This is a genomic window from Pseudoalteromonas prydzensis (genome assembly GCF_001661495.1).
Classification (GTDB): domain Bacteria; phylum Pseudomonadota; class Gammaproteobacteria; order Enterobacterales; family Alteromonadaceae; genus Pseudoalteromonas; species Pseudoalteromonas prydzensis.
This window is the reverse complement of record NZ_BDDT01000001.1, coordinates 816422-829654: the sequence shown is the minus strand read 5'-3', so window position 1 is coordinate 829654 and position 13233 is coordinate 816422. Positions and strand designations below refer to the sequence as shown.

The 13233-nt window shown below is 41.4% G+C and carries 10 protein-coding genes; 8 read left to right on the top strand and 2 right to left on the bottom strand.

Going from position 1 to position 13233, the window contains the following annotated elements; genetic code table 11:
• Positions 1 to 11: 11 nt before the first annotated feature.
• Positions 12 to 2159, top strand: a complete 2148-nt coding sequence (locus A7968_RS03420) for a TonB-dependent siderophore receptor (RefSeq protein ID WP_064665152.1) — start codon at positions 12 to 14, stop codon at positions 2157 to 2159.
• A 17-nt stretch (positions 2160 to 2176) separates the two neighbouring features.
• The gene (locus tag A7968_RS03415; protein ID WP_064665151.1) at positions 2177 to 3391 is read left to right on the top strand and encodes a PepSY-associated TM helix domain-containing protein; all 1215 of its coding nucleotides are present in this window, start codon (positions 2177 to 2179) and stop codon (positions 3389 to 3391) included.
• Here A7968_RS03415 and A7968_RS03410 read toward each other — a convergent pair.
• Positions 3388 to 3945, bottom strand: coding sequence for a TMEM165/GDT1 family protein (locus A7968_RS03410; RefSeq protein WP_064665150.1), 558 nt, complete (start codon positions 3943 to 3945; stop codon positions 3388 to 3390). The genes A7968_RS03415 and A7968_RS03410 overlap by 4 nt on opposite strands.
• A 493-nt stretch (positions 3946 to 4438) precedes the next feature.
• On the opposite strand from A7968_RS03410, the gene A7968_RS03405 reads away from it, so the two are divergent.
• The 6 genes from A7968_RS03405 to A7968_RS03380 all read left to right on the top strand — a co-directional run bounded on the left by A7968_RS03405 (position 4439) and on the right by A7968_RS03380 (position 12949).
• Positions 4439 to 7141: a TonB-dependent receptor gene (locus A7968_RS03405; RefSeq protein WP_064665149.1), complete on the top strand. Its 2703-nt coding sequence runs from the start codon at positions 4439 to 4441 to the stop codon at positions 7139 to 7141.
• A 76-nt stretch (positions 7142 to 7217) separates the two neighbouring features.
• Positions 7218 to 7994 carry a family 16 glycosylhydrolase gene (locus A7968_RS03400; RefSeq protein WP_064665148.1) on the top strand — a complete coding sequence of 259 codons (777 nt, stop codon included), beginning with the start codon at positions 7218 to 7220 and terminating at the stop codon, positions 7992 to 7994.
• 49 nt (positions 7995 to 8043) lie between these two features.
• Positions 8044 to 10566, top strand: a complete 2523-nt coding sequence (locus A7968_RS03395; protein WP_064665147.1) for a glycoside hydrolase family 3 protein — start codon at positions 8044 to 8046, stop codon at positions 10564 to 10566.
• Between the two features lie 61 nt (positions 10567 to 10627).
• Entirely contained in the window at positions 10628 to 11680 is a 1053-nt protein-coding gene (locus tag A7968_RS03390) for a sensor histidine kinase (protein WP_227008943.1), read from the top strand.
• Entirely contained in the window at positions 11680 to 12474 is a 795-nt protein-coding gene (locus A7968_RS03385; RefSeq protein ID WP_084447995.1) for a LytR/AlgR family response regulator transcription factor, read from the top strand. The genes A7968_RS03390 and A7968_RS03385 overlap by 1 nt, the downstream gene beginning before the upstream one ends.
• Positions 12475 to 12490: 16 nt before the next feature.
• Positions 12491 to 12949, top strand: a complete 459-nt coding sequence (locus A7968_RS03380) for a GNAT family N-acetyltransferase (protein ID WP_064665145.1) — start codon at positions 12491 to 12493, stop codon at positions 12947 to 12949.
• A gap of 130 nt (positions 12950 to 13079) precedes the next feature.
• On the opposite strand, the gene A7968_RS23675 is transcribed toward A7968_RS03380, so the two are convergent.
• On the bottom strand, positions 13080 to 13208 hold the full coding sequence (locus tag A7968_RS23675) for a hypothetical protein (RefSeq protein ID WP_280138452.1): 129 nt from the start codon (positions 13206 to 13208) through the stop codon (positions 13080 to 13082).
• Positions 13209 to 13233: the final 25 nt, after the last annotated feature.

The following is a 13233-nucleotide window of genomic DNA, read 5'->3' as shown; positions in this document are numbered from 1 at the left end:
TATAAATATCAATGAAACACTCTTTAATCTCAATCGCACTAGCTAGCATATTTGTTACTCCTGTTGTAATAGCACAAACCGAAACCGAGCAACAACAATCGGTAACTGTTGCAGAAAAAGACATAGAAACCATTTCAGTGGTAGGGCGTGCTTTTTCAATGTACCGGCCTACTGAGTCAACATTTGGCACGCGTACTGACACACCGCTTGAAAAAATCCCGCAGTCCATTCAGATTATTCCACAAGCGTTAATTAGCGATCAGGCTGCACGTCAGGTGACCGACCTGTATAGCAATATCGCGGGTGTAAATGGATTTAGTTATTCAGGGGTGACGTTTCGCGGTTTTCGCCAAGACGAAATTTTGTATGATGGCGTAAAAGGTGACCCATTTAGTGGTTTTGCAGTACCGCAGTTATTTAATATTGAACAAGTGGCAGTATTAAAAGGCCCTAGTGGCGCGGTATATGGCAGTGGTAACCCTGGTGGCATTATTAACTACATGACCAAAAAGCCAAGTTATACCAGCAACACTTCGCTGGCACTTGAAGTGGGCAATGATGATTTTTTTAGCGCGGCTGTTGAATCGACTGGTAGTGTTAACGATGAGCAAACACAAGCTTACCGAGTGGGCCTTTATAAAGACTCAGATAAACCATTTCGTGAAAACACCAGTGAAGACAACACCATTATTGATTTAGGCTATCGTTTTGATTTTACAGACGACACCAACCTAGTATTGCAATATACCCATATTGATCAAGAGTTAGGGGGCGCTCGATTACGAGGCGTGCCAGTGGATGAGAATGGTCATTTTATTGCTGACATTAGCTGGAACCATAATGAAGCAACGGATTACCAAACCGTACTCGCAGATGTGTTTCAAGCCAGTTTTCAGCACCAATTTAATGATGTATTTCGTACCGATTTTACCGCCCGTTATTTTAATAATGAAGCGAATCAAAACTACCATGAACCACGCGGGCTAAGCGATACCGACGGTGATGGCGTGTTGGACTGGAGCGAACGCGAGTTTCGTGATCAACAACGGGAAAATACCGGGCTTAGTTTCACTGCCAATTTGATTGCTGAGACAGAGCTGGCTGCTATGCAACATGTCATGCTGGTGGGGGTTGATTGGTATCAACATGAGTTTGACTCAGAATATAGAACTGCCGTGCAGGCCAGTAAAGGCGGTCCAGTGCCGGGTATTTCAATTTTAAACCCTGAATACGGACTTACCTCAAAAGATGATTATGATTTAGAAAACGTAACGCCGCGTCTATCGAGTACCGAGTCAACACGAGTTGGTCTGTATGCACAAGATCAAGTTGACGTAACCGCTCACTGGAATGTCACTTTTGGCCTGCGCTACGACCGCTTTGAAGATACCGATGTACTTAATAACACCGAGTTTTCAGACAGCGATGTAACCTATCGTATTGGTACCAGTTATAACTTAAACGACACCTTCTTCCCATATGCGCTGTATGGCACCGGCTTTATGCCGCAATCGGCCAGTAACCAAAACCCAGAGGTGGGCGGCCCGTTTAAACCTGAGCACAGCAATATCGCCGAACTTGGTTTACGTACTAAGTTGTTGGATGACTCATTAGCTGTGAATATGGCAAGCTATCGGATCATTCGTAATAATATTTTACAAGCTAGCACTGAGTTATCAGACACCGGCATTGATCAAATGGAAGCATTAGGCGAAGTTGATAGTCGTGGTTTTGAACTAGAAATTGTTGGCGATGTTACCGAACGTTTAGTGATCACAGCAAGCTATGCCTATAACGACACGCGTATTGTTGAGCAAAGTGAAAAGTTTTCAGCGCAAGCAAGTGGCAGCGATAAATTCGCCAATGCGCCACAAAATACCGCAGGATTATGGACACGCTATGAGTTACCGCAATTACATTCATCAATCGCGGCAGGACTTGATTATGTTGATGAACAAGTGAGCCTCGATGGTTATAAAGTGCAGCCGTATACGGTGTATAACATGGCATGGAAAACCGAGTACCAACAATGGATTTGGCAGCTTTCAGTGAAAAATGTGTTTGATAAAGAATACGCATCAAGCGGTTTTATAACCCGTGCAGGGCATTTCCCTGGTGAACCGCGCCGTGTTTATTTGTCAGCTAAATATACATTCTAAGCTGTTAATTTAGCAATATGAAAGCAAAGCAGTGGTTTAACTTACATGCTTGGGCAGGACTCTTTGTTGGCAGCTTGTTATTGATAACTTGCTTATCGGGCACGTTGGCAACCTTGAGTCACGAAATTGAGTATCTTAGTGATAGTAAATTTCGAGCGCTCTCGCATTCCCCTAACATTGACTTTACTGCTATAGAAAATACCCTGGCTGAGCGTTACCCTGGTAGTCAAATCATTAGCATATTGCGACATCAGCAATCTTACCTAGCAACCGAAGTGTCGCTTAAGTGGCAGCAACAGTTTTTGTTTGTGTATGTTGATGGAGCAACTGGTCAGTGGCTTGGCGAAGGCCAGTGGGGGCGAGTATCGCGCTTTTTACGTAACTGGCACATGAATTTATCCATGGGCTGGACGGGTAAGCTGATTGTCACTAGTTTGGCTATTTTATTGGTTATTTTAGTGTTTACTAGCCCTATAGTATATCGACAGTGGTGGCGGTACTTCCTAAAAAAGCCACGGCAATTACAAACAACAAATCGCAGCAGCTGGGCTGATTGGCATAAATTACTAGGGCTTTGGAGCTACTGGTTTATTGTGGTTATGGCCGTTACTGGCGTGTGGTACTTAGTCGAGCATGGCTTACAAACATCGAAAGTTGACCACTATGTAAAACCGCCTGCAACAGTTAGCCAATTGCAAAGTAATGCTCAACAACCACGCTCTAGCGCTACCATAATTAGTGCTGCACAGCAGGCATTTCCAAGTTTACATATTCGCGCCATACAATATCCAACTAAAGCAAATAAAGCGGTGATGGTATTAGGTGATAACAATGACATTTTAGTGCGCTTACGAGCCAATAAAGTGTACTTAGATGCAGCTTCAGCAGATGTATTAGCAACTCAAAAGGCGGCTGATTTACCAATTGTTGCGCGCATTAAAGACACTGCCGATCCTTTGCATTTCGGTAATTTTGCGGGGCTTGGTACTAAATTAATTTGGGCGCTATTTGGTTTTTTGATGACGTTTATTTGTGTAGCGGGGCTTTATATGAATTGGCTCAGAGTAAAACGCAAGCAACCGTCATTATTAAAGTGGTTTGGTATTATGGGAGCGGTAAGTATGCTGCTGATAGGTTATTCACTGTTGCTTACCATACAAACTTTTAGTGTTCGCCAAGCACCGGCAACTGTGTATTCGCCAGTGCTTGGAATAACTCAGTCAAATAATTAACTAGTGACTAAGCCGTAGCAACCCAGTGCCACAAATACTAAGGCTGCTAGCATTCTAACTTTTGCCAGAGGAATACGTTTTAGTAACGCATTACCTGCAAAAATCACTGGCACATTGGCAAGCAACATACCGACTGTAGTACCTATAGTGACCCATAATACAGATTGATATTGCGCACCAAGTAACACAGTCGCTATTTGAGTCTTATCACCAATTTCAGCGATAAAAAACAGCACTAAGGCAACTAAAAATGCCCCGTACTGATCGTATTTATTGCTTACTTCTTCATCCTTATCGGGGATCAAAAGCCATAAGCCAACAACAATAAAACAGCTGTTCACAATCCAAGGTAAGTATTCAGAGGTAAAGCTTCCCGCGAGATAATCTCCTAACCATGCAGATAAGCCATGATTGATGATAGTCGCGACCAAAATACCTAATATAAGTGCGGTTTTATTAGCAAAACGGGCAGCCAGTAACAAGGATAAAAGCTGGGTTTTATCGCCTATTTCAGCTAGGGCAACGGTGACGGTTGATGTGATAAAGGTATCCATTTTTACTTCTACGAGGCGGGAACATTAAACCAAGGTAAACACCTATCTCCCGCCATGAGGATAGTGTTTACCCAGGTCTTGCCGATAATGCTTGCTACATTACAAACTTACCATGCACATGTGGTGCAATTATGTTGATAAGTTTACTTGCCGCGCTTTAATAACAAAGCGGTCAAGCAGGCTACTCCCCCGAGAAGCGCGCACTTTGCCATAATTTATTTTTAAAGTAAAGGTACAAGCATGGCATTATGTATTAAATTGAAATGTGACCATATCAAGAAGCAGCCTGACATAATTGGCAGCAATAACGCTTTAAGCAGGCAATTTATTAAACCAGTTTGTTTATTGTGCTGTGTTTAACTTCGGCTTGTATTATATCTCACTCGCTTTAGCGTATTTGGCTAGTAATCAAAAAAGACCCTATGGATACTGTGTGACTGTTAAATAAAAGTAACAAAATTTAACGTTTACACACACATCAAAAAGGTCGAACATGCACACAATAAATAAAAAAGCATTATCAATAGCCGTCGCATTGGCTTGTTCATTCCCAGTACATGCCCAACAAGCAGCTACTGATAACTCAATAAATGCGAATGAAAGTAAAACTGCTGACGCACAAAGCACCTCATTAGAAGTTATTTCAGTTACAGCTACCAAGCGTAAAACCAAGTTAATGGAAACACCCGTTGCCATTACTGCATTATCAGAAGCGGATCTCAGGCAAAATGGCGTAAATAGTGTTAAAGACATTGCCAACCTAGTACCTGGCTTAGATATTTCTACAGCGACTGATCAATCAGCGCCAGTTATTTCTATGCGTGGTGTACGCTCCACTAATATTACTGAGCTTGGCGATCCCGCTGTTGGTGTGCATCTTGATGGTATTTACTCGCCAAGAATGCAAGGCGCACTTGCTTTGATGTATGACATTGATCGCGTTGAAGCACTGAGGGGACCGCAAGGTACACTATTTGGCCGAAATTCAACAGTTGGTAGCATTAATGTTATTTCAGCAAAGCCTGAATTCACGCATTTATACGGTAACTTAAATATTGAAGGGGGAAATTTTAACAGCAAAAATATTGATACTATGATCAATATTCCTGTTAATGAAGAGTTTGCAGTGCGGTTTTCTGCCAAAGGCCTTAAGCGCGACTCTTATCTTGAGGGTTATTATGACCCCAACCAATATGACTCAAGACGATTAAGTGACGATATACTCAACGCACCAGTTATCTCTGAAGACTCTTATCAAGGTATCGGACAAACCGTTACACAGCGTGAAAACTGGTGGATAGATGGTGCAGGCACAGATCCAGAGGCGCAAAAAGTACGCCAATTAACACCGGCTGATAAAAGCGATTTTTACAATAATGCCAACGAGTACTCGTTCAGAATTAGTACTCTTTGGGAGCCATTAGATGGCAGTTTTTCGAACCATACGGTTTTTCAAAAGTATGTTAATGACAGCAATAACAACCTTGATTTAGTAAACTGCGACAAACTACGCGGACGCTCAGCTGAATTGGGCGGTGATTGCTCTAACTTTTTACCAAGCGATAATACCTACCAAGCTGTTGTGAATGTACCTGGTGAGCTTAATTTAGATATCACTTACCTGAGAAACACCTTTAACTACGACATTAATGATCAATATTCACTGGTGTGGTTACTAGGTTATGAAAATATGGAGCGCTCTTCAGCACAGGATAGCGAAGTTGGCCTCGATCCGTGGGATGGGGCAACCTACTTCTTAGATGGCACTGGCGCTGAATCTTTTTCAACAGAAGTGCAATTACAGTCAGATGAGTATGGTGACTTTATCTGGATTGTTGGTGCTAACTATTTCCACGAAAAAACCACCACCTTAGGTTATTACGATAACCCGATGGATGATAAAGCCTTTTGGGATCAACCAGATCGTTCAACAGATGCATTCGCTTTGTTTGGGCAAGGTACCTACAAATTAACCGATAAATTGCATGCCACATTCGGTTATCGCTTTAGTGACGAAACCAAACAAGACAAAGGCGGTAGAACATACCGTTGCTCTAATGCGGATGGTTGCGCGGTAGGCTGGTTAAATAGAACTGATCTGAATAATCTACCCGCTGATTATTATGAAGATCCCGCTATTTATGCCTCATACTTTGCAAACGACAACAAAGGCAGTTGGCAACATCATGATTTTCGTGTTGGTTTAGACTATGACGTTTCAGCACAAACCATGATTTATACTTACCTTGCCAGTGGTTTTAAGGCCGGTGGTATTGGTGATGTTTATGAAGTTGTCAATGATAGAACAGGCGATGTAACGCGCTTTGAAACCAAGTTTAACCCAGAAGAAGTACTCACTTGGGAACTTGGTGCTAAGTCTAGCTTTTTTGATAACTCTTTGAACTTAAAAGCGGCATTTTTCTACACAGATTATACCGACATGCAATACGCCTCTGTTGGCTCAATTGGTAACGTTGAGCGTTTATCGGTTGTTGAAGACGACAATGGTACACCGGTTTTAGATGAAAACGGGGAGCCAGTACTGGATTTTCAAAACCAGCCTGTGATTGCTTATTACACGCAAAATGTACCGGGCTCGACAATCAAAGGCCTTGAATTCGAATTTGATTGGAAGCCGTATCCAAACGGCCGTATTACCGGTTATATCACTTGGACGGATGCAAAAATCACTGAAGATTGGAATACTAAATGGGATTATGATTCTGAATACCTGTTTGATATCTCTTACGAGGAGTCGATTGATCCTGAAAATACCTTGCTTGCAACCAACCTTAAAGGCAACAACTTAGCAATGACGCCTAAGTACACGGCGAACATTAGCTATACCCACACATTTAATTTAGGTGAATATGGCTTTATTCATAGTTGGCTTAATGCTAGCTGGAAAGATGACTCGTACTCAACGGTATGGAATGTTGATAAACACTTAGATGACATGGATTTTAGTGTGTCGGATGAGGCAACTCAATATATTGACGATAGCCGTGATGCCTTTGCTGTCTATAACGCATCAATCAAGTATGAACCGCAAGGGCAAAACTGGTACGCAGAAGTATTCGTTAATAATGCCTCTGATGAAACGATTCAATATTGGAATAATACCAGCAAAGGTGTGCCAAAAGGCAGCTTTGGTATGCCAAGGTATTACGGTGTAAGAGCTGGTTTTTCATTCTAGATAACCTCACCACAATTAACCTTCCCACAGTCACGATGCCACTGTGGGAGGTATAAAATTCAAATAAGGATCAATTATGAAAACAACGCTTATTAGCTCGTTAGTTGCGGCTTGTGTGTTTATTTCGCCATGTACTTATGCAAATTATTTTAAAGATAATTTTTCGTGGGGTTACGATAATTCCATTTGGAATGCCCGAAGTGGCGACAATGGTTCGCCTTTTGGCTGTGTTTTTAGCCCCGCAATGATCAACCCAAGTGAACATGGCGTTACACTTTCCTTGGCTCAAGGTTCATGTGCAGAGCTGCAAAGCAACAATTTTTATAGTTTTGGTAAGGTGCAGGGTAGCCTTAAGTCGGGCAATATCGCAGGAACGGTGTCATCAATTTTTACTTACACTTCATGGTGGGATGTGCCCGGGCGTGCATGGCAAGAAATTGATATAGAACTTTTGCCTTCTCTTGGTAATGTGGTTCATACTAATGTTATTTATCAGCCGCAAGGCGGTACGTATCAAAGTTGGGAAAAGGACATCGATCTCAGTCAATATGGGCTTGATTACCGAGAAAATTTATTAACTATTGGCTTTGCTTGGTCTAGTACCTCAATTCGCTGGTATTTGTATGATTCTCAAGGCACGGAGCAAACAATAAGAGTGCTTTACAAAGACAATGGCGATTGTCATTTAGCTGAAAATGAAATACCAGCGTATGCATGGCCTGTGGATAATACAAAAATAATGATTAACCACTGGAATGGCGATAATTCGACCGAAGGCAATTACTTTCCTGGTCAATACTATGGCAGCCCTTCGTGGGCGTATTATGATTTTATTGAATACATTCCTCAATAAAATTAATAAGTTTGTATTTATAAATAGAATTTAAACTCGAAGGTTTTTAATGTCTCAAATCAAATATTCTAAATTAGCACTGTGTTTATTGCCCGTCGTTGCCGCGCTTACTTGTCAATCATCATTTAGTGCAGTGAGTGAGCACGTCAGCTGGCCGTATGTAAACAACAAGCTTAAGCGCGACCCAGCTGTTGAAGCGCAGATTGACCAACTACTGGCAAAAATGACCATAGAGCAAAAAGTGGCGCAGATGATCCAGCCCGAAATTGGTTATTTAAGTGTTGAACAAATGCGTAAGTATGGTTTTGGTTCATACCTCAATGGTGGGAACACTGCGCCTTATGGTAACAAACGGGCGGATCAAGCAACGTGGCTAAAATATGCAGATGAAATGTACCAGGCCTCAATAGACGCAACCCTTGATGGGATTGAGATTCCTACTGTTTGGGGTACCGATGCAATGCACGGTCATAGTAATGTGTATGGCGCAACGTTATTTCCACATAATATCGGGCTGGGTGCTGCGCGCGATGCTGATTTGATCAAACGCATAGGGCAGGCAACAGCAAAAGAAGTGTCTGCCACAGGCATTGAATGGAGTTTTGCCCCTACTGTTGCTGTAGTAAGAGATGATCGCTGGGGTCGCACCTATGAAAGTTACTCAGAAGACCCTGACCTAGTGAAAAGTTATGCAGGGGAAATGGTCACTGGCATTCAAGGCACAATCGGTGATGACTTTTTAGCGGGCAGTAATCGTATTGCTACTGCAAAACATTTTGTTGGTGATGGCGGCACTGAGCGAGGCATAGATCGCGGCAACACACTGATCGATGAAAAAGGTTTAAGAGACATTCACAGCGCAGGATATTTTTCAGCAATCAATGAAGGCGTGCAGTCAGTGATGGCGTCGTTTAACAGTTGGAATGGTAAACGTGTGCATGGCGATAAATACTTACTGACTGACGTACTGAAAAATAAACTTGGTTTTGATGGTTTTGTGGTCAGTGATTGGAATGCCCATAAGTTTGTTGAAGGCTGCGACCTTGAACAATGCGCGCAAGCAATAAACGCGGGTGTTGATGTGATCATGGTACCAGAGCATTTTGAAGCGTTTTATCATAATACCGTAAAGCAAGTGAAAACAGGCGTGATCGCAGAATCAAGAATTAACGATGCCGTGAGGCGTTTTTTAAGGGCTAAAATCCGTTGGGGGGTGTTTTCTAAAGGGAAGCCATCAGCGCGTCCTGAATCACAGCATCCGCAGTGGTTAGGGGCTGCTGAGCATCGCACCTTAGCACGAGAAGCGGTGCGCAAGTCTCTGGTTTTACTAAAAAACAACGAAAATATCCTACCAATCAAAGCGAATAGCCGTATTTTGGTCGCTGGTAAAGCCGCAAACGCAATAAATATGCAAGCGGGTGGTTGGAGTGTTTCTTGGCAGGGCACAGACAATACCAATAGTGATTTTCCTAATGCTACGTCTATTTTTTCGGGTTTACAGTCGCAAGTAAGCAAAGCGGGTGGGAAGATCACTTTAAGCGAGTCTGGTGAATATACTCATAAGCCTGATGTAGCCATAGTGGTAATTGGTGAAGAGCCTTATGCAGAATGGTTTGGTGATATCGAGATGCTAGAATTTCAGCATGAAACTAAACATGCTCTTGCATTATTAAAGCAGCTTAAAGCTGATAATATCCCAGTCGTTACCGTATTTTTAAGTGGCCGACCACTGTGGGTTAATAAAGAGCTCAACGCATCTGATGCGTTTGTAGCTGCTTGGTTACCAGGCTCTGAAGGTGAGGGCGTTGCAGATGTATTGTTAACGGATAGCCAAGGTAAAACTCAATATGACTTTACGGGTAAGTTGAGCTTTTCATGGCCTAAATATGATGACCAGTATACGTTAAACTTAAACGATGCAGACTATGAGCCATTATTTGCTTATGGCTATGGCTTAACTTATCAGGACAACATAACTGTGCCTGTATTAAGTGAAAAAACCAGCCCTAAAAAAACGGTTAACCGTGATTCACATCCCTTGTTTGTAAGAAACTTAGCCAAAAATATGACTTGGCAACTGGCAGACACAAGCACAGAAAAAGTGTTATCCAGCGGTGCCTCTGCAACCAGTGGGGATAAACAAAGTTTACTGATGCAGTCAGTCAATCTATCGTATCAAGAAGATGGCCGAGGCTTTAATTGGCGTGCAAAATCTGTCGTTAGCTTGAGTTACTTAACGCCAGAGCAGCTAGATAGCAAATTTAATACAGGTTACCTTGAGTTGAAAATGCGCATAGATAAAGCCCCTAAACAGGGTGCTAATATGCAAGTGATGTGCAGCGAAAGCCACTGCTTAAGGAATATTGATTTTTCATCGTTTTCACAATCAATGGCAGATAAACGTTGGCATACTCTAGCTATACCTTTGCATTGTGATGACAGCGCAAAAGCTGAACAACCAATAACAGACGCGCTGCGCATTGCGAGTGAAAATTTAAGTTTAGCAATTGCAGATGTCGCGTTGATGATAAAACCGAGTGATGACTCAATATTATTAACGTGTGCAAAATAACACGCTCAGGCCGTTGATTAACCTTTGTTGATCAACGGCCTTTTATATTGGATTTAATAATGTGAATAGCAATAACCCTAGAAGTCAGTTGTTCTGGTTATTCCAAAGTTGTGGTTGGATTGTTTATGCAATGCTGACCGAATTAATGATCAAAATACCAAGCGAAGAGCCGTGGACAATACATATACCGCATCTCATAATTGATGTAGCGTGTGGCTTTTTGATCACGTTAGCTTTAAGGCGCTTTTATAATTGCTCTAGCCAGCAAGAGCTCAAAGTTAAAGTCGCGTTACGTATTTTACTGCTGCTAATTGCCACCTTATTGTGGACGCAAATTAAATGGGTTTCTCTGCAATGGTTATACGGCAACTGGTGGCAGCCAATGTCATGGTTTGACTTTGGAACGTGGACGTCGGCCTCATTAACTATGCTCTCCACTTGGACTGCTTTTTACTACGGTATTAAAATTTATTTAGACAACCTCGAGCAAACGCAAAAGGCTGCAGAAGCCACTCATTTAGCCAAAGAGTCACAGCTAAAAATGTTACGCTATCAGCTTAATCCACATTTTATGTTTAACAGCATTAATGCCATTTGCACGTTAATTTTGAAAAAAGAAAGCCTGCAAGCCGTTACTATGCTTGAAAAACTATGTGACTTATTACGCCATAGTTTATATACCGACCCCCTTGAAAAAGTAGCGATCAAAGAAGAAATAGCAATATTAAGAACCTATCTAGATATTGAGCAATGCCGATTTGCCGACAAATTAGAGGTTAACATCACAGTTGCACAGCAGTGTAATGAGCTGTTGATCCCATCTTTATTAATTCAGCCCTTAGTCGAAAATGCGTTAAAACACGGTATGCGTGCCGATCAAAAAATGGTGATTACCATTAATATCGAAAAAACTAAAAATGCATTACTCATTAAGGTCGCCGATACCGGCAAAGGCTTTAATGACAATAAAAAAACCAACAGAGGTATCGGCTTGGCGAATTGTGAGCAACGCTTAAAATTAATCTATGGTAATAGCCACCGAATTGAAAAAGGCAATGCCAGTACTGGCGGCGCATGGCTGTGTATATCACTACCTATTAATGAGTTGCAATAATGATTCAATTAAAAACGTTACTTGTAGATGATGAATACAGTGCTGTTGAAGGCTTACGTATTCGTCTTGAAGCATTTCCTGAAATTAATGTGATTGGTAGTGCTGCAAGCGTTGACGAAGCAATTGCATTGCTCAACAAGGTTGACGTAGATTTAATTTTTTTAGATATAGAAATGCCATCTAAATCAGGCTTTGAGTTAATTAAACATTTTCAACCTGAAAGTTGCCCTGCGGTTATCTTTGTTACTGCATTTCACCAACATGCAGTGCAAGCATTTGAGGTGAGGGCACTGGATTATTTACTTAAGCCAGTTAAATTAGCTCGCCTAGCAGAAGCCATTGAAAGAGTTGTTACAACAGAAAAGCTGCACCGTAAAACGGCACTCATAGATGCTCACCAATCACTGGTTAATAATGATTCTCAAGAAGCAGAGGTTAAGGGTAATTCTGAGTATAAGTTTGAAGCTGAAAACTTAGTGATCCAAGATGCAAAAAACCCAATTCAAATCATTCCATTTAAAGATATTTTATGGATTGATGCGGCAGGGGATTATATGTGTGTGCACACACCCGCTGAAACACACGTAATGCGCGCGCGTTTAAAAGAGCTTGAAAAAAACACCCTTCCTGAAGATTTCCTGCGAATACATAAATCAACGATTGTTAATTTAAGCCATATAAAGCAACTTAACCCACTGAGAAACTCTGAATACATGGCAGTATTACAAAGTGGTAAAACACTTAAAGTTAGCCGTACGTATAGTAAAAACTTAAAGAGTTTATTTAAACAGTAACGAGGGAAATTAATTTATGAAAATCATTGTAGATGATTTATCGTCAGGTGAGGTTATTAAGTTATTAGAAGAGCACTTAGCGGATATGTACGCGACATCACCGCCTGAAAATGTACATGCTCTGGATGTTGATAAGCTAAAGTCGCCAGATATTACTTTTTTTAGTGGCTGGCTTGATGGCAATTTGCAAGGCTGCTTGGCTGTTAAAAAGCTCGATTCTTCGCACCTTGAATTGAAATCAATGCGAACTAGCACCTCCGCTCGAAAATCAGGCGTTGCTACTAAGCTACTTCAGCATGCGCTGAACTTTGCAACCGAGCAAGGTTATCAACAAGTAAGCTTAGAAACCGGATCACAAGCGTTTTTTGAACCAGCCCGAAACCTCTATGAGAAGTTTGGCTTTAGTTACTGCGGCCCTTTTTCAGATTATATTGAAGATCCACACAGCCGTTTTATGACGATAAACCTACATTAAATTATAAAGTAAATTAAATCAAAGCCAAGTTGATAAGGATGTTAACGGTTTAATACTGCAAAGAAATATAAGTTAAAGTTGCACTTTTTAGCACTTACTCATAAAAATGCACTAAGTACAAACAGTTTGCTCAGTTCCACATTTTTGCAAATAATTTAAAAAGACACACATCATAAATTTTCTTGTCATGCTCATCAATAGCGTGAAAACTAAACACTAATTTGGCTAAATCGATGTCAACTGCTTTAATTAAAGACATATGGACTCCTCATATTAGAAGCTTA

Coding starts and splice junctions, on each gene's coding strand:
- A7968_RS03420 (WP_064665152.1), top strand. CDS start 12: ATGAAACACTCTTTAATCTCAATCGCACTAGCTAGCATATTTGTTACT.
- A7968_RS03415 (WP_064665151.1), top strand. CDS start 2,177: ATGAAAGCAAAGCAGTGGTTTAACTTACATGCTTGGGCAGGACTCTTT.
- A7968_RS03410 (WP_064665150.1), bottom strand. CDS start 3,945: ATGGATACCTTTATCACATCAACCGTCACCGTTGCCCTAGCTGAAATA.
- A7968_RS03405 (WP_064665149.1), top strand. CDS start 4,439: ATGCACACAATAAATAAAAAAGCATTATCAATAGCCGTCGCATTGGCT.
- A7968_RS03400 (WP_064665148.1), top strand. CDS start 7,218: ATGAAAACAACGCTTATTAGCTCGTTAGTTGCGGCTTGTGTGTTTATT.
- A7968_RS03395 (WP_064665147.1), top strand. CDS start 8,044: ATGTCTCAAATCAAATATTCTAAATTAGCACTGTGTTTATTGCCCGTC.
- A7968_RS03385 (WP_084447995.1), top strand. CDS start 11,680: ATGATTCAATTAAAAACGTTACTTGTAGATGATGAATACAGTGCTGTT.
- A7968_RS03380 (WP_064665145.1), top strand. CDS start 12,491: ATGAAAATCATTGTAGATGATTTATCGTCAGGTGAGGTTATTAAGTTA.
- A7968_RS23675 (WP_280138452.1), bottom strand. CDS start 13,208: ATGTCTTTAATTAAAGCAGTTGACATCGATTTAGCCAAATTAGTGTTT.